This window comes from Priestia koreensis, from assembly GCF_022646885.1.
Taxonomy (GTDB): Bacteria; Bacillota; Bacilli; order Bacillales; family Bacillaceae_H; genus Bacillus_AG; species Bacillus_AG koreensis_A.
The window spans coordinates 4,140,221-4,157,198 of the sequence record NZ_CP061868.1 but is presented as its reverse complement, the minus strand read 5'-3'; the positions used below and the strand labels follow the sequence as shown (position 1 = coordinate 4,157,198).

The following is a 16,978-nucleotide window of genomic DNA, read 5'->3' as shown; positions in this document are numbered from 1 at the left end:
AAAAGCACACAAAAAAGACCCGTCCCTCTAAACAAGGGACGGGTCTAACCCGCGGTACCACCCTGGATTCTATTGACCGTTCATCAATAGCACTCAGCAACGTACAATCATACGCGTTCTTTTTAACGGTAGACTACCGTCCAGGCTTACTTACTGTTCAGCCTGGCTTCTCAGAGAGGATATTCGGCTACACCCTGAGCACCGGTTCTCAGCAAAACACCGGCTCTCTGTGGAACAGTTTGTAGCGTACTAGTTCTCATCAACGAATTTTGTGTGCTTTATTAGTAGTTATTGTATGCGACTTAATTTTGAATGTCAATATTTTGAAGAGAAAGCTTCTCCCTAATTTTAGTTAATAAACTCGAAATGAGAGGGGGAGTTGATGTATAATGGTATGCAGGACTTGCGTGTAAAACGCAAAACATACTTTATTTATGATGAAATGAGATAGATTCAAAAAAAGAAAGAGAGTGTTCAATATGGGTCGTAAGTGGAACAATATTAAAGAAAAGAAAGCGTCAAAGGATGCTAATACTAGCCGTATCTACGCAAAATTTGGTCGTGAAATTTACGTTGCTGCAAAGCAAGGTGAACCAGATCCAGAATCTAACCAAGCATTACGAGTAGTACTTGAGCGTGCTAAAACATATAACGTACCAAGAGCAATTATTGACCGTGCGATTGAAAAAGCAAAAGGCGGCGCAGAAGAAAACTATGACGAGCTTCGCTACGAAGGCTTCGGACCAAACGGTTCAATGGTTATTGTTGATGCCCTAACAAATAACGTAAACCGCACAGCATCTGACGTTCGTGCAGCGTTCGGTAAAAACGGTGGGAACATGGGTGTGAGTGGATCGGTTGCTTACATGTTCGACGCAACAGCTGTTATCGGGGTAGAAGGTAAATCTGGTGATGAAGTGCTAGAATTACTAATGGAAGCAGACGTTGATGCGCGTGATATTCTTGAAGAAGAAGACGCAGCAATCGTATATGCAGATCCAGAACAATTCCATGCTGTTCAAGAAGCATTCAAAACAGCTGGTGTAACAGAATTCTCAGTAGCAGAAATCATTATGTTAGCGCAAAATGACGTTGAGCTACCAGAAGACGCACAAGCACAATTTGAAAAAATGATTGATGCGTTAGAAGACTTAGACGATGTTCAACAGGTGTACCACAACGTTGACTTAGGTGAATAAGAGAAAAGCAGACCTTTTGGGGTCTGCTTTTTTTATTCTAGGATTGAATAGCGATTTATTGATATAAAGAAACAAGTTAAAAAGGATACTTAAGAAAATAATTTTCAAATGATTATTTTATCAGGAGGTAATATCCAGTTGTTTATTCATTATTTATTCATTTTAGATAGACGTAAATATTTGTGAATGAATGGGGACTACAACTCATAATTTATTGAGAGAAGATGTAAAAAATTTAGTTTGGTAACGATAAAGAAGAAATTATAAGGTGAAATATAGTGATTATGATGATGTTATATCCTAATTAAAAAGAAGCTTTATAGCATATAAAACTTTCAAGTGTAACAGTTAGAATTCTCTATTCTATTGCGACCTTTATTATTGGAGGACGTTTCTTAATACAGGCATCGCCTCCGTTACTTCTTCTATCAAAAAGGAGATAGATAAATGTATAAAAATGAATGTAAATACATTTATAAAAGGTATTGACAGTTTGAAAAAGATACCCTAGAATAATCCGTATATTAAAAATTATATAAAAATGAAATTTTCTTATCCAGAGAGGTGGAGGGACCGGCCCTATGAAACCTCGGCAACGGGTTTGTATAACAAATACCGTGCCAATTCCTGCAAATCGCTGAGGAGCGATTTGATAGATAAGGAGAATAGCGGTGTTATATAGATAACCCCTTCTTCTTGTCTTTGTGTAGATGAGGAGAAGGGGTTTTTGCGTTGCTAAACGATTACTATTGCATGATATGTGAATAAAAAGGAGAGAGACCCAATGTCGACAAATGTTGATCTTAACGAGGTAAAAATAGAAAATCAGCGTGCCCAAATTAAAACAAACATTGAAGAAAACAAAGAATTATATATTCAAACAAGTCATCAAATTCATCAACGTCCTGAAATCGGAAATCAGGAATTTTTTGCTTCAGAAACGTTGACCAATATTTTAAAGGATGCAGGATTTACCGTGACGATTAATGTAGCAGGGCATGAGACAGGATTTATAGCCAGAAAAGAATCCGTGAAAGAAGGACCTACAATTGGGTTTTTAGCAGAATATGATGCTCTCCCTGGGCTAGGGCATGCATGCGGACATAATATTATTGGGACGACAAGTGTTGCGGCTGGAATTGCTTTATCACGTTTGTTAGAAGAAACTGGTGGAAACGTAGTGGTATTTGGTACTCCAGCAGAAGAAGGAGGGCCAAACGGAAGTGCAAAGGGAAGTTTCGTTAAAAATGGACTTCTTCAAGATGTGGATGCAGCGCTAATGATTCATCCAAGTGCTCAAACATCTACTACTACTTCTAGTCTGGCGGTAGATCCATTAGATTTCCACTTTTACGGTAAGTCGGCTCACGCTGCGGGTTCACCAGAGAGCGGAATTAATGCATTAGATGCAGTCATTCAATTGTTTAACGGAATTAATGCTCTTCGCCAGCAATTACCGAGCGATGTGAGAATTCATGGAATTATTACACACGGTGGAGAAGCTCCTAATATTATTCCGGATTATGCTTCAGCTAGATTTTTCATTCGGGCAAGTACGTGGAAACGAACAGAAGAGGTTTCGGAGAAGGTACGAAATATCGCAAATGGTGCCGCACTAGCTACGGGAGCAGAAGTGAAAATTGAACGCTTCCAAAATGAAGTGCATGATCTAGTGTTAAATCACACGCTTGATGAAGTAGTAAAAGAAGAACTGAGTCTGTTAGGTGAAAATGTCGTAAGTAAAAATGTAAAAGGAATTGGTTCAACAGACGCAGGAAACGTCAGTCATGTTACACCAACTGCTCATCCTTACATTAAGATTGGTTCGGATCAATTGATTGCTCATACTCATGAGTTTAGAGAAGCTGCTGGTTCTGAACGAGGTGAACAGGCTTTACTAACTGGGGCAAAAGCGTTAGCTCTTACAGGCCACCGCTTACTAACAGATAAAGAATTGTTACGCCGTATCAAAACGGAATTTTATCAAGCGACAAATAAATGAAAACATATGGAGAAATATCGTTTTAATTCCTAGTATTTGTATAAACATAATAAGAATAAACTTCTTAATACTAGAGGGGGAATAGTCTTGATTGAAGTGAGAAATGTTTCGAAAGTATTTGAAGGAAAGCAGAGAGTTCACGCATTAAAAAATATAAATTTAACGATTAAAGAAGGTGAAATATTTGGCATTATCGGCTTTTCTGGGGCAGGAAAAAGCACGCTCATTCGATGTTTGAATCGGCTAGAAGATCCTAGTGAAGGTGAGATATTTCTAGGAGATGAAGAGATCACATCGTTAAATGAACATGAATTAAGAATTAAACGCCGCAAGATTGGCATGATCTTTCAGCATTTTAACCTCTTATCAGGAAAGAACGTTTTTGATAATGTCGCCATGCCTCTTTATCTAGAAGGTAAAAAGAAGCATCAGGTGCAGGAAAAAGTAAAACAAATTTTAGATTTTGTTGGATTAAGCGGAAAAGAACATGCATATCCGGGCCACTTATCAGGTGGTCAAAAGCAAAGGGTAGGAATTGCAAGGGCGTTAGTTACAGATCCAGACTATTTACTATGCGATGAGGCTACGTCTGCTCTCGACCCTGAAACTACGAAAAACGTATTAGAGTTACTAAGAAAGGTAAACAAAGAATACAACCTAACCATTGTTTTAATTACACATGAAATGAGCGTTATTCGGGATTTGTGCGATAAAGTAGCGGTCATTGATGCCGGGGAAATCGTTGAAGAAGGCACCGTATATGACGTGTTCACTAACCCACAAAGAGTGATCACACAAAACTTTGTTAATACGGTATTTCAAAATGAGATACCTTCAAACTTACGAAGTTCCGTATCTGATTCTAAGTTTTATCGCTTCATCTTTATCGGAGAAAAAGCAGGAACGCCTCTTCTTTCGGAAGTATCAAAGCGCTTCGATATTCATTTTAATATTCTGTATGGATCGGTAACAGAGCTTCAACAACGCCCATATGGAAATTTATTCGTTACGCTAGACGGAGATCAGCGAGAAAGTGAAAAAGCCATTCGCTATATCCAAGATCATGGAGTTGAAGTGAAGGAGGTAATAGCAAATGAGTTTTAGTTGGGAATTTTTTTGGCCGCAGTTTTTACAGGCATGTATGGAAACATTTTGGACTGTGCTTGGTTCTCTAATCTGTGGAACAATCATCGGTTTGCCTTTGGGCATTATTTTAGTCATCACAAGACCAGGTCACATTAAAGAAAATAGAATTGTTTTTAATATCCTAAATGCCATTGTCAATATTGTTAGATCAGTACCTTTTATCATTTTATTAATAGCGATTATTCCGTTTACTCGTTTTGTGACAGGAACATCAATTGGGATAGGTGCTGCTATCGTACCGCTGTCTGTTTTTCTAGGACCATATTTAGCCCGTCTAATAGAAAATTCATTGTTAGAAGTTGACCATGGAGTTCTCGAAGCAGCGTATGCGATGGGGGCTACGAAATATCAAATTGTGACAAAGTTCATTATCCCAGAAGTTATTCCATCTTTAATCCTTTCTTTTACTACTGGAACCATTAGTTTAATTGGCTCCACTGCAGCTGCTGGTGCGGTAGGTGCCGGAGGATTGGGTGATTTGGCTATTACATATGGTTATCAACGCTTTGTAACAGAAGCCATTGTCATTACAGTTATACTTCTATTGATAATCGTTCAAGTAATTCAAAGTATTGGAAATACACTTTCGAGATCTGTAAGGAGGAAAAGAGGATGAAGAAAAAGTTAATTAGTATAGTAGGTTTATTATTAATTGCAATGTTGGCTCTTGCCGGCTGTGGTTCAGCAACAGGAGGAGACACCAGAACAGTTAAAATTGGAATCAATGGAGACGACGCTGACTTATGGCGCTTGATTCAACAAAAGGTAGAAAAAGACCATATTAAATTAAAAATTATTTCTTTTAGTGACTATGTACAACCGAATGAGGCTTTAAATGATGGAAGCCTGGATTTGAATGCGTTCCAAACGATTACATACATGAATCAATTTAAAAAAGACCATAACCTTAAGATTTCGGCCATCGGTTCAACGGTGATTGCACCAATGGGAATTTACTCTCATAAGTACAAAGACGTAAAAGACATTCCAAAAGGATCCACTATTACAATACCGAATGACGTTACAAATGCTGGACGCGCACTGAAATTGCTTCAATCAGCCAAACTAATTAAGTTAAAAGACGACTTTGATCCAAAGGGAAGCATTGAGCAAATTACTGAAAATCCTAAAAACTTAACAATTAAGCCCGTAGCAGCTGGGCAAACTGCACGTTCACTTGATGATGTATCAGCGGCTATTATTAACAATGGATTTGCTGTTCAAGCAGGTTTAAATCCTGGAAAAGATGCACTTTATAAAGAAGACCCATCAAAAAAATCAGCAATGCCATACATTAATGTAATTGCTGCACAAACGAAGCATAAAAACGATAAGGATTTCCAAAAGATTGTGAAAGCTTATCAATCAAAAGAAGTAAAAGAATATATTAATAAGCGAGACAAAGGGGCTACGGTTCCAGTAATCGTTTCAATTGAAAAAATAAAAGATCTTTAAAGTGTAAAAATCATGAGTACCATTATTATTGAAAAAGGACTTCATCATTAAATTACATTGATGAGGTCCTTTTTTATATTTGTGGAGTTAAGCTTTGAAATATTCATGCTTTTGAGCATAGTAGTATCCACCGATAGCTGATGATGTACAGGAATGAACAAATTTAATTTTTGCATTATAATCAGTTAACCTCTGTTGGAAGTGTTGCAGAACGATTTTATTTTTCTCTAACACGCTTCCTCTATAACCCACTTTAACGGTATTTGCTAGTGAAAGTCTTTTGAGAAGGGTAATGGTCTGCAAAGCTAGGCTATTCCCTGCCTGTTGCAGAATGTTTGCAGCTCTAAGGTCGCCTTTCTGTGCATGATAGTCGACAACTTCGGAGAGCGAGGCGATCATAGATTTTTGTTCTTTATACACAAAGGATTTAATTTCAGGTACGTTTATAACATTCATTTTATTAAGTAAATCAGCTGTTAGCGAGTGAATGGGCAAGCCCATCTCAAAGTCTACGATAGCAGATTTAATTGCTTGAATGGCAATATCATATGCGCTTCCTTCATCTCCTAAAAGATGCCCCCAGCCTCCACACATATACATTTTTTTATTGTGATATCCAATTGAAACAGATCCGGTACCAGCAATAGTTAAGATGCCATCATCACCTTTTAAAAGTGAAAAGTAGCTGAGTTCTGCATCGTTTAATACCGTAATGGGAACGTGAAAAAGACGATTTAAATTATGATATAACGCTAGGCGATTGTTATTTGCTTCAATACCTGCTACCCCTGAAACAATACCTACGCAACGGTCAGCGTGAAGTTTGCTAAGACAGGATTGGATGCTGCTTTTTATATTTTCGAAGGCTATTTCTTGGTGAATAACAGGATTACCAAATGAAGCGACTCCTCTACTTATTTCAGTGCCATCTTGGTTATAAGCAACTGCTTCTGTTTTGGTACCTCCTGCATCAATGCCAATAATGTATTTCATATATCACCTCAAGTAGATTACTTTTTAACCTCTGTAGAGAATTTTTTATGCATCGAAATCATGCGTTCGATAAGAGATAATTCACTGATTGCCGTCATTAGATGATCTTGAGCATGAACGAGCAGTAAAGATTTTTCGATTCCTTCTCCATTTAGCTCCATATTAATAAGCTTTGTTTGAACAGAATGTGCCTGATTTAATTCTGTTTTTGCCTCTTCTATTATATTTGATGATTTTTTGAAATCTTCCTGCTCTGCTGCTGTTAAAGCTTCATGAGCCAGACTTCTTGCATTTCCTCCATATGAAATAATTTCAAAAATGGCATTTTCAAGATTAAAAGTACTCAACGTAACCCCTCCAAAATAGTGAAAATAGAAATACTTCTTTCTGTTATTTTAAATGTATCTAAATGGTATTGTCACTACATAATTGAAATATAATTTTTAATTTATCTAAATTATTATTGAAATAATATTTCAATAAGAATTATAATGAGATTCAAATGGGGCTCTTTTCCAATGAATAGTTTTATCAAAAAGGGGATAAAAAAGAGTACCTAAAAACAAAGGGGGTTGCTAGAAATTATGAAAGTACTGTTTATTTGCTCAGGTGGTATGTCGAGCATGGTGGTTGTAAATGCGCTAAAGAAAGAAGCGCAAAAGGAAAATATTGAAATGGTCGTAAATGCAGTAGGAACAAGTGAGGTAGAGACTGAAATTCAAAACGGATGGGAGCTTTGTATGGTAGCACCGCAAATCCGCTATCGATTTGATGCGATTAAAAAAGTGGCAGATGCAGCAGGAGTTCCTTGTGAGGCTATTCCTCCCCAAGGATACACTCCTCTAGGCGGACCGATTCTATTAAAAAAGGTGAAAGAAGTACTTGGAAGATAAAAATTAAAAATTAGGAGAGTAGGAAACGATATGAATAAATTTCTAGCATGGTTAGAAAAAAATCTTGCTGGACCAATGGCGCGTTTATCCGAACAACGTCATTTACTTGCTATTCGTGATGGAGTTATTTCCGCTTTGCCTTTTATCATTGTCGGCTCATTCTTTTTGATTGCCGCTTTTCCACCTGTGCCTGAAAAATGGGCCATTGCTGTATGGGCAAAGGAACATATCGCCCAAATCTTGATTCCTTACCGCCTTACCATGTTTATTATGTCGCTCTATATAAGCTTTGGGATTGGCCATAACTTAGCAAAGAGCTATGGATTAGATCCGCTCTCTGGTGGACAAATGGCGGCAGGAGCTCTCTTGTTAACGATTATACCTCAAGCCATTGATGGTAGTTGGTATCTACCGATGACGTATCTAGGCGGACAAGGACTCTTTGGCACGATGATTGTGTCTATTATTGCTGTTGAAATATTACGATTCTTTAAAACAAAAAACTTAACGATTAAGATGCCTGAACAGGTTCCACAGTCTGTTTATAGATCATTTGAATCCTTATTTCCTGTTGCCTTTTTAATTCTTCTCATGACGCTCATCTCTGTTGTATTTCATTTAGACATTCATGAACTTATAGGAAAAGCTATTGAACCAATTATTAAGGTAGGAGATAGCTTATTTGGAGTATTAATTCCTGTCTTCTTGACAGCCTTTTTCTGGGCATTTGGTATTCATGGCGACTCTATTGTTGGTACAGTTGCACGTCCTGTATGGGAAGTTTACATTGCGAAAAACGCAGAGGCGGTTGCAAGCGGATCGCAACACTTGCCTCATATAGCACCAGAGCCATTCTTTCAGTGGTTCGTATCTATCGGGGGAACAGGAGCAACCATTGGTTTGGTGTTAGCGGTATTGATATTTGGTCGATCAAAATATTTGCGTACGGTAGCAAAGGCAAGTTTTTTCCCTGGCCTCTTTAATATTAATGAACCCGTTATTTTCGGAATGCCAATTGTACTAAATCCTTTGTTAATGATTCCGTTTGTTATTATTCCAATTGTTAATGCTGTTATTGCATATGTTGTGATGTCGATCGGCTGGGTTTCGCCCCCATATGTGCTGGCTCCATGGACTCTCCCTGGACCAATTGGTTCGTTTTTAGCGACAGGAGGAGATTTAGGTGCTGTCGTATTAAACATTGTTAATATAGCTATTGCACTCCTGATTTATATGCCATTTATGAAAGTGTATGATCGCCAAATGCTAAAAGCGGAGCAAGAAGAAGTAAGCGAGACTTCTATTAAAAATCAAAATTTGACAGTTTAATAAAACAAAGAGTGGGAATCAATAGATCCCACTTCTTGTTTTTGAAATGAGGAATGAAGAAATGGACACAAACTTTCCGCGTATTCGATTTCGAACGATTTTTTTCTTTCTATTCTTTTTGATTGCTATTAACTTAGTGTTAACAACACCTTTACAGTGGATCGGCATAAATTTTCGCGAGGCGATGTTTGTTTCAAATAGTATAGGAGGAACCATTGCAATAAGTTTTACTATCCTGAAAATGATGATGAAAAAAATAACAGTAAAATGGACCATTCTTGTTTTAATCGGTTCTGTTCTTGTCAGTATAGGCGGTAGTTATTTAATTGTTTTTGAAAACTAGTCAAACTGTCTGAAAAGGAGACATTTCGTTATGAAAAAATCAGTGAAAATCACCACGATTGGTGGAGGATCTAGTTACACGCCTGAACTTGTCGAGGGGTTTATCAAAAGATATGACGAGCTACCTGTTCGAGAACTCTGTCTTGTAGATATAGAAGATGGAAAAGAAAAGCTAGAAATTGTAGGTACATTAGCTAGGCGTATGGTTAAAAAAGCGGGTGTACCAATGAAAATTGTCACAACTCTGAATCGGAAAGAAGCGTTAAGAGACGCAGATTTTGTCACCACGCAGATGCGTGTAGGTCTTCTTGATGCGCGTATTAAAGACGAACGAATTCCCTTAAAGTATGGCATGATAGGTCAAGAAACGAACGGTGCAGGAGGGATGTTCAAAGGGTTGCGAACTATTCCTGTATTATTAGAAATTGCAAAAGAAATACAAGAAATTTGTCCAGATGCATGGCTAATCAACTTCACTAATCCTGCAGGGATGGTGACGGAAGCTCTATTACGTTACAGTAATCATAAAAAAGTAGTGGGTGTTTGTAATCTGCCTATTAACATGCGCATGACAATAGCAAAATTAATGGGGGTAGAAACCGAACGAATGCAGATTGATTTTGCTGGACTAAATCATTTGCTCTATGGTCTAAAGGTATATATTGATGGAGAAGACAAAACGTCCGAAGTGATTGAGGTGTTAGCAGATCCTGAAGAACAAGTGAATATGAAAAATATTGCACCTCTTCCATGGTTACCAGAATTCCAAAAAGCGCTCGGCGTCGTTCTTTGTCCTTATCACCGTTATTATTATAAAACGAAAGACATGCTTGACGATGAGTTGAAATCATTCCAGTTAGGCCAAACACGAGCTGAAGTCGTTAAACAATTAGAGGGAGACCTATTTGAACTGTATAAAAATCCCCAATTAGATATAAAGCCACCGCAGCTAGAGAAGCGTGGAGGCGCGTATTATAGTGACGTAGCATGTAATTTAATCTCTTCCATTTACAATGATAAAGGAGATATTCAGACGGTAAACGTACGAAATGAAGGAGCAATTCGTGAACTTCCCTATGAATCTGCTGTTGAGATTAATTGTGTCATAACGAAAGAAGGTCCAAAACCAATTCCAGTAGGAGAACTACCAGTGGAAATTAATGGATTAATTCAACAAATTAAATCCTTTGAACGTGTCGCTGCTGAAGCGGCAGTAACAGGTTCATATGAGAAAGCGTTATTGGCTCTTTGTATAAATCCTTTAGTACCAAGTGACAGACTAGCTAAACAAGTTTTAGATGACCTTTTACATGCACATAAAGAGTATCTTCCTTTATTCAATCAGAAAGTGAAAATGTGAAAAACTCCACGTAAAAAGCATTTCCAACAGGAAATGCTTTTTATCGCTTATTCAAAATGTTCTTAGGTGAAGCGAGCTGTTTAGCTTCACTTAATTCCGTTTGAAGCCCTTTTATATAGGCAGAAAATGAGGAGCTTGGGACAATGAGAAGATTGATTGCTACACCGATGAAAGCTCCGATAGCTGTTTCAACAATTCGTCCATATCCATACCCTGAAGAGGACATGAAGGCAAGTACCATTGTGGCAGTCACCCCAATTTGAGAGACAATTTCTTTATGGATGTTGAGCGCGGTTGATACAGCCATGCCGACTAAAATGCTAATAAAGACGGTAAAACCTGATATCGGTAGGATATGGGCGATGGCTACACTAATTGTAACCCCACCAATGACTCCGGCCATTCGGAAGAGGGCCTTTTGAATAGAGTTTTGAATGGTTGTGTTTGTAATTAAAACAGCCGCCAACGGTGCTAAAAATGGGAAAAGGTCAGGGAAAACGAGCTTTGAAACCCACCATGCGATACCGGCAGCAAGCGCCGTTTTAAAAACTTGTAAGGTAATGCCCATTTTCGAGAGAAAGGCAGCTGTTTCTTTTGTTATACGCTTCATGTTGAAGCTCCTTTCTTTCAAATATAAACAAAGGAAACCGGACGTGCAAAAGGCAAGTCCGGTTCACTGATCAATTGTCAATAAAGGTCTATTATACACAATCAGCTCTTATAGTCCTAAGGAAATATATTTCATTTCAAGAAAGTCTTCAATACCGTGACGGCTTCCTTCACGGCCTAGTCCGCTTTCTTTAAATCCACCAAACGGTGCTTGAGCAGCAGAAGGGCCACCATCATTTAAACCAATGATTCCATATTCAAGTGCTTCGACAATATAGATTGCTTCTTTAATATCTTCTGTAAAAACGTAAGCTGCTAATCCATATGGGCTGTTGTTTGCACGACGAACCGCATCATCAACATCTGTAAATGTTGTGATTGGTGCTAGTGGTCCAAACGTTTCTTCATACATACAAAGCATATCGTCTGTTGCATTTTTAATAACGGTTGGTTCAATAAAGAATCCTTTTTGGTCTGTTAGTGCATGTCCACCAGTCAGGATTTCGCCGCCTTTTTGAACAGCGTCTTCAATTTGCGCTTTTACTTTATCAACTGCGCTTTTATTGATTAACGGTCCAATATCTGTGCTCTCATCCAAACCATTACCAACACGAAGCTCTGATACTTTCGCTGTGAATTTTGCTGTGAATTCTTCTGCGACAGATTCTTCAACAAAGATGCGGTTTGTACATACGCATGTTTGACCACCGTTTCGGAATTTTGACGCCACTGCTTGTTCAACTGCTTTTTCCATGTCAGCACGCTTTGTAATAATAAGCGGAGCATGACCACCTAGTTCTAGTGATAATTTTTTCACTGTTTCAGAAGCACCGCTCATGAGAATTTTTCCGACACGTGTAGATCCTGTAAAGGTAAGTTTACGGACGCGTCCGTCATTTTGCCACACTTCTGAAATAGGTGCAGCTTCACCCGTTACAACATTCACAACCCCTTTTGGAATACCTGCTTCTTCAGCTAACTGCGCTAGTCGTAGTGCTGTAAAAGGTGTTTCCTCAGAAGGTTTTAGTACGACTGTACAACCAGCAGCTAAAGCCGGAGCTAGTTTTCGTGTGATCATCGCAGCAGGGAAATTCCAAGGTGTAATGGCTGCGACAACCCCAATAGGTTGTTTTTGAACAAATAATCGTTTGTTTGGAGAAGAAGCTGGAATCGTTTCACCGTAAATACGTTTTCCTTCTTCAGCAAACCAAGAAATAAAGCTATTGGAGTAAGCAATTTCTCCTCGTGCTTCTTTTAATGATTTTCCTTGCTCCGTTGTCATAATTTCAGCTAGCTCATCTATGTTTTCTTCAATTAATTGAAACCATTTCATTAGTAAGCGACCGCGATCTTCTGCAGTTCGTTTTGACCATGTTGGGAAGGCTTCAGAAGCAGCATCAACTGCCATTTGTGCCTCTTTTGCGCCTCCGTTTGGAATAGAACCAATTTTTTCTTCTGTTGCAGGATTTGTTACATCCATTGTTTTTTCAGTTGAAATCCATTCACCGTTAATAAGCATTTTATTTAAAAACATCGTTCAATTCCTCCTTGTAACCGTATGGTTCACTTGTGTGTTGCGTTTGATTCATACATAGACTATCATGTATCTAAAATGTTGAGAACTTCCCTTAAGTAGTAGGGGTATAACAAAAGGTTATGGGTGATAAAGATGAGAACAGAATGGCTTGAGTCTTTTTGGATAACGGCAGATACACGTAGCTTGTCAAAAGCAAGCGAGCAACTGCATATGTCGCAGCCGGCCTTGAGTAAGCAAATGCGCAAATTAGAAGAGGAACTTGGGGCTTCATTATTTAAGCGTACTTCTAGCGGTGTGGAGCTTACGAAGGCAGGAGAGATACTGTATAAAGAAGTTCAGCCGCTGCTTCAAAAGCTACAAAGCATCCAGCGCGAAATCATTTTGACGGAAGAATGGACATCTGTAACGGTAGGAACTTGGCCGAGTATTGCGACCTCTTATTTACCGTACAAGCTTGCAGAGGCAAAGACCGAGCGGAAAATAAACGTTAAAATATCATACAGTTACCATGATATTTTTGACTATTTGAAGTCAGGAGAAGTGGATGCAGCATTAATTGATGATCAATTTATCTCACATACGTATTGGTCAAAGCCGTTGTTTACCGAAGATTTTTATTTGTTTTTGAATGCGGATCATCCCCTAGCAAAGAAAGAAGAGGTCTCTTTTTCCGAGTTTGAGAACGAACCGCTCGTCTTACTTCCTGAAGGCTGTGATGTACGTTCCTCTATTGAAAGAGCATATAGTGAAAAAGGAAAAGACCTCCCTATTTCAACGGAGATAGATTTTGGACAAAGTATTATTGGATTTATTCATGCTAATTTAGGGATGTCCATTTTACCAAAGATTTTTATTGATCACGCCCGAGGATCTCATGTCAAAGCGTTGAAAATTAAGGGAATTGATTTAAGTAGACAAATTTCACTCGTCGCTCGTAACGACAAATTAGGCAAGCAGCTCTATGCCTTGCTGTTTCAATAGAGTACACTAATAAACGAGATAGTCCTTTTTGAAGACCATCTCGTTTATTTGTATACTCTTTTTTGTTGTTTGTAGTACCAGAAGAGCCCGATTCCAACACTTAGCAAGGCGAGGAAGATAATAAGTGGGTAGTGAATGTAACCCGACATCTGCTCCCAACCGCGACCAAGTTCCCTTCCGATAAGCAAGAATACAAGCACCCAGCACATGGCACCGCTATATGCATAAACAATGAATTTTTTTCCGTCCATTTTCGAAATACCTGCTAAGTAAGCTGTGATGTATCTTACACCAGGAATAAAATATCCAACGAATAGTACGACAGGTCCCCAGCGATTAAAGTAGGTATGAGCTTTTTCAATCCGCTTCTCATTTAATCCCACTTTTGGTCCAATTTTTTGTAAGAAGGACATGCCCAACAATCTACCGATCCAATAGCTAATGGAAATACCGATAAATGTCCCAAATACTGCACTTATATAGGCATATAAGAAAAACATGTTCCCACGGTGAATTTGATAGCCTACAAATACTAAAATCACTTCATCAGGAATAGGGAGCCCGATCATGCCTCCTACAAAGAGAGCAATGATTCCCCAATATCCATAGTGAGAGATCATATATCCCATTTCATGTTCCATTTGACATTCTCACCACATTTCTGCTTTGGTTTTTAAAATACACGTGCCCAAGATCCTTTTCGTCATCACTATACATATGATGAAAATTGCTTTATATGTATATGTTAAAAAGCAAAGGAATCTTATAGTTCGTAACGAAAAGGGCATTACGAGAAGCCCTTTTAAAGGAAAAAGGGGAATTCGTCTAGACTGAGTACATGCATATTTAAGAGCCTTCTACAAAGGCCTAAGGGACTTTTGGTATGACAGTTTGTTCGGTGAATGACTCGTATCTGAAAATTTTTCGTTAGTTTCGTCATAGAAATCATTTCCTAGGACGTGATAGGGATGACTCACGCCGAATTACATTGAATCTTTCCAAAAAACGGGCTAAAGAATTTAAGTCCATTCATATACAGGATAACAAATATAGGAATTATATAATAGTAATTTACAAATATTAATGAAAATGAATCATCTTATTCATCTATCTAGCCTTCAATTTTTACAAAAAAGGCAGCGGTCTAAATAGGTGAAACTTCACGTTTAGAGAGCTGCCTTTTTGCTTAGCTATGGACTTGTTCAGAGTGTTCTTTTACATAACGATTGTGTGGATGATCTTTGCATTCTTGGCTACAAGAACGAATATGCTCATGTTCACAGTCTTCACATAAAAGAAGATGTTTATTACAATCGGGATTTCCGCATTTTACATAGCGTTCTTCAGGATTTCCACAGTAGTAGCATTTTCCAACAATTGTAGATTCTTCTGTACGATTTACTGGTACCGAAATACGCTCATCGAATACGTAGCACTTTCCGTCCCATAAGCGACCTTGTACATTTTCATCGTAGCCATAAGTAATGATACCGCCTTCTAACTGAGAGACATCTTGGAAGCCCTCTTTTAGCAGGAATCCAGAGAATTTCTCACAGCGAATGCCGCCTGTACAGTAGGTTAAAACTTTTTTATCTTTTTGGTCACTTAGATTGTCACGAATCCAATCGGGAAGATCACGGAACGTTTCAATATCTGGACGAATGGCATTTTTAAAGTGTCCAAGATCATATTCATATGTGTTTCGCGCATCAATAATGATGACGTCATCTTCTTGCATCGCTTTGTAAAATTCCTCAGGAGGAAGATGGTTACCTGTAAGTTCATTCGGGTTTACATCGTCTTCTAAGCTTAAGTTTACAATTTCACGCTTTACTTTAATTTTCATTTTTTTGAACGCGTGCTCGTCAGATTTCTCGATTTTGAAAATCATATCAGCGAAACGTGCATCAGCTTTCAGTGCCGTCATATAGGCTTCTGTTTGAGCGACCGTACCAGAAACGGTCCCGTTGATTCCTTCATTCGCAACAAGAATACGTCCTTTTAAGCCGATTTCCTCACAAAGCGCCATATGCTCTTCTTTAAATAGGGTCGGATCTTCAATAGGCGTATATTTATAATAAAGTAATACTTGATATTCCATGTGTTTACACCTCTGTTTAAATAATCAATCTCTATCATATCAAAAAAGGACATTAGATAAAAAGAACATTATTTGACAAAGCGTCTTTTCAATAGATTCCCTTCTTGTTACAATCAAGTTATTTGAAAATGAACCATAAGGGATTACCAACTAGAGAAACGAGAGGGACATCATGAAGAGCTGGATGAAAGAAATTATTTATATTATTATTGGATCTTTTTTGTTTGCTTTTGGCATTAACTATTTTGCTTTGCCGAATGAACTAGCTGAAGGCGGAGTTACCGGGATCACGATGATTACGTACTATCTTTTTAAGTGGTCACCAGGAACAGTAAGCTTCATTTTGAATTCAATTTTACTCATTATCGGATATAGGCTATTACAAAAGCGAATCATTATTTATACGATTATCTCCATTGTGACCACCTCGCTCAGCTTATATGCAACGGAACATCTACAATTACCGCTAGATGACACGTTATTGGCAGCGATTTTTGCGGGAGTAGTAATCGGAGTAGGGCTAGGACTAGTGTTTCGTGCTGGGGGAACCACGGGAGGTTCGACCGTATTAGCCCGTATGATGACGCAGTATTTCGGGTGGAGTATGAGCAAAGGAATGTTGTTTTTTGATTTAATTGTAGTCATAAGCGCATCGTTTGTGATTGGTCTTGAAAACATGATGTATACGATTATCTCGATTTATATAAGTACAAAAGTGATTGATTATATTATGGAAGGAATGGATTCAAGAAAAGCAGTGACGGTCATTTCTTCACAAGCACTCGAAATTGCCGATAAGATTAATAAGGACGTTAATCGAGGAGTAACTGTTTTTTCTGCGCAGGGTGGTTACACGAAAGAAGCAAGAGAAATTTTATATATTGTTATCAACAAGCAAGAGTTGTTTGAGGTGAAGAAAGTCATTCATCACATTGATCAAAAGGCGTTTGTTGTGATTCACGATGTACGTGACGTATTTGGAGAAGGGTTTACGCTTCCTCGTTCATGAGGAGCGTTAGCCCTTTTCGTTT

The 16,978-nt window shown here is 38.3% G+C and carries 17 protein-coding genes, 1 riboswitch and 1 other annotated feature; of the genes, 11 read left to right on the top strand and 6 right to left on the bottom strand.

Annotated features, from left to right (window positions below; translation table 11 throughout):
- Positions 1-31 precede the first annotated feature (31 nt).
- Positions 32-272: a binding site (T-box leader), on the bottom strand.
- Between the two features lie 207 nt (positions 273-479).
- The 5 genes from IE339_RS21850 (at position 480) to IE339_RS21830 (ending at position 5,802) form a co-directional block, all read left to right on the top strand.
- The gene (locus IE339_RS21850) at positions 480-1,199 is read left to right on the top strand and encodes a YebC/PmpR family DNA-binding transcriptional regulator (RefSeq protein ID WP_242171293.1); all 720 of its coding nucleotides are present in this window, start codon (positions 480-482) and stop codon (positions 1,197-1,199) included.
- A 549-nt stretch (positions 1,200-1,748) separates the two neighbouring features.
- Positions 1,749-1,862: riboswitch (SAM riboswitch) on the top strand.
- A gap of 121 nt (positions 1,863-1,983) precedes the next feature.
- Positions 1,984-3,201 (top strand): M20 family metallopeptidase, encoded by a 1,218-nt coding sequence (locus IE339_RS21845; RefSeq protein ID WP_242171290.1) that lies wholly within the window; start codon positions 1,984-1,986, stop codon positions 3,199-3,201.
- Between the two features lie 87 nt (positions 3,202-3,288).
- A complete protein-coding gene (locus IE339_RS21840; protein ID WP_242171288.1) occupies positions 3,289-4,305 on the top strand; it encodes a methionine ABC transporter ATP-binding protein in 1,017 nt (338 codons plus the stop codon).
- Positions 4,295-4,963, top strand: a complete 669-nt coding sequence (locus IE339_RS21835; RefSeq protein ID WP_242171286.1) for a methionine ABC transporter permease — start codon at positions 4,295-4,297, stop codon at positions 4,961-4,963. The genes IE339_RS21840 and IE339_RS21835 overlap by 11 nt, the downstream gene beginning before the upstream one ends.
- Entirely contained in the window at positions 4,960-5,802 is an 843-nt protein-coding gene (locus IE339_RS21830) for a MetQ/NlpA family ABC transporter substrate-binding protein (RefSeq protein ID WP_242171283.1), read from the top strand. The genes IE339_RS21835 and IE339_RS21830 overlap by 4 nt, the downstream gene beginning before the upstream one ends.
- A gap of 87 nt (positions 5,803-5,889) precedes the next feature.
- On the opposite strand, the gene IE339_RS21825 is transcribed toward IE339_RS21830, so the two are convergent.
- A complete protein-coding gene (locus tag IE339_RS21825) occupies positions 5,890-6,795 on the bottom strand; it encodes a BadF/BadG/BcrA/BcrD ATPase family protein (protein ID WP_242171274.1) in 906 nt (301 codons plus the stop codon).
- Between the two features lie 17 nt (positions 6,796-6,812).
- Positions 6,813-7,142: a PTS lactose/cellobiose transporter subunit IIA gene (locus tag IE339_RS21820; RefSeq protein WP_242171269.1), complete on the bottom strand. Its 330-nt coding sequence runs from the start codon at positions 7,140-7,142 to the stop codon at positions 6,813-6,815.
- Between the two features lie 237 nt (positions 7,143-7,379).
- On the opposite strand from IE339_RS21820, the gene IE339_RS21815 reads away from it, so the two are divergent.
- The 4 genes from IE339_RS21815 (at position 7,380) to IE339_RS21800 (ending at position 10,719) form a co-directional block, all read left to right on the top strand.
- Positions 7,380-7,688, top strand: coding sequence for a PTS sugar transporter subunit IIB (locus IE339_RS21815; RefSeq protein ID WP_242171259.1), 309 nt, complete (start codon positions 7,380-7,382; stop codon positions 7,686-7,688).
- A 30-nt stretch (positions 7,689-7,718) separates the two neighbouring features.
- Entirely contained in the window at positions 7,719-9,017 is a 1,299-nt protein-coding gene (locus IE339_RS21810) for a PTS sugar transporter subunit IIC (RefSeq protein ID WP_242171257.1), read from the top strand.
- Positions 9,018-9,078: 61 nt separating this feature from the next.
- A complete protein-coding gene (locus IE339_RS21805) occupies positions 9,079-9,360 on the top strand; it encodes a hypothetical protein (protein ID WP_242171255.1) in 282 nt (93 codons plus the stop codon).
- A gap of 30 nt (positions 9,361-9,390) precedes the next feature.
- Entirely contained in the window at positions 9,391-10,719 is a 1,329-nt protein-coding gene (locus tag IE339_RS21800; RefSeq protein WP_242171252.1) for a 6-phospho-beta-glucosidase, read from the top strand.
- A 40-nt stretch (positions 10,720-10,759) separates the two neighbouring features.
- On the opposite strand, the gene IE339_RS21795 is transcribed toward IE339_RS21800, so the two are convergent.
- Both IE339_RS21795 and IE339_RS21790 read right to left on the bottom strand, forming a co-directional pair.
- Positions 10,760-11,329 carry an FUSC family protein gene (locus IE339_RS21795; protein ID WP_242171251.1) on the bottom strand — a complete coding sequence of 190 codons (570 nt, stop codon included), beginning with the start codon at positions 11,327-11,329 and terminating at the stop codon, positions 10,760-10,762.
- 108 nt (positions 11,330-11,437) lie between these two features.
- On the bottom strand, positions 11,438-12,862 hold the full coding sequence (locus IE339_RS21790) for an NAD-dependent succinate-semialdehyde dehydrogenase (RefSeq protein WP_242171249.1): 1,425 nt from the start codon (positions 12,860-12,862) through the stop codon (positions 11,438-11,440).
- 135 nt (positions 12,863-12,997) lie between these two features.
- Here IE339_RS21790 and IE339_RS21785 point away from each other — a divergent pair, with 135 nt between their 5' ends.
- Complete coding sequence (locus IE339_RS21785; protein WP_242171247.1) at positions 12,998-13,846, top strand: LysR family transcriptional regulator; 849 nt, start codon at positions 12,998-13,000, stop codon at positions 13,844-13,846.
- Between the two features lie 44 nt (positions 13,847-13,890).
- Here IE339_RS21785 and IE339_RS21780 read toward each other — a convergent pair whose 3' ends face one another.
- Complete coding sequence (locus tag IE339_RS21780; protein ID WP_242171245.1) at positions 13,891-14,487, bottom strand: DedA family protein; 597 nt, start codon at positions 14,485-14,487, stop codon at positions 13,891-13,893.
- Between the two features lie 545 nt (positions 14,488-15,032).
- A complete protein-coding gene (locus tag IE339_RS21775) occupies positions 15,033-15,947 on the bottom strand; it encodes an oxygen-dependent tRNA uridine(34) hydroxylase TrhO (RefSeq protein ID WP_242171243.1) in 915 nt (304 codons plus the stop codon).
- 172 nt (positions 15,948-16,119) lie between these two features.
- On the opposite strand from IE339_RS21775, the gene IE339_RS21770 reads away from it, so the two are divergent.
- A complete protein-coding gene (locus tag IE339_RS21770) occupies positions 16,120-16,956 on the top strand; it encodes a YitT family protein (protein WP_242171241.1) in 837 nt (278 codons plus the stop codon).
- Positions 16,957-16,978 lie beyond the last annotated feature (22 nt).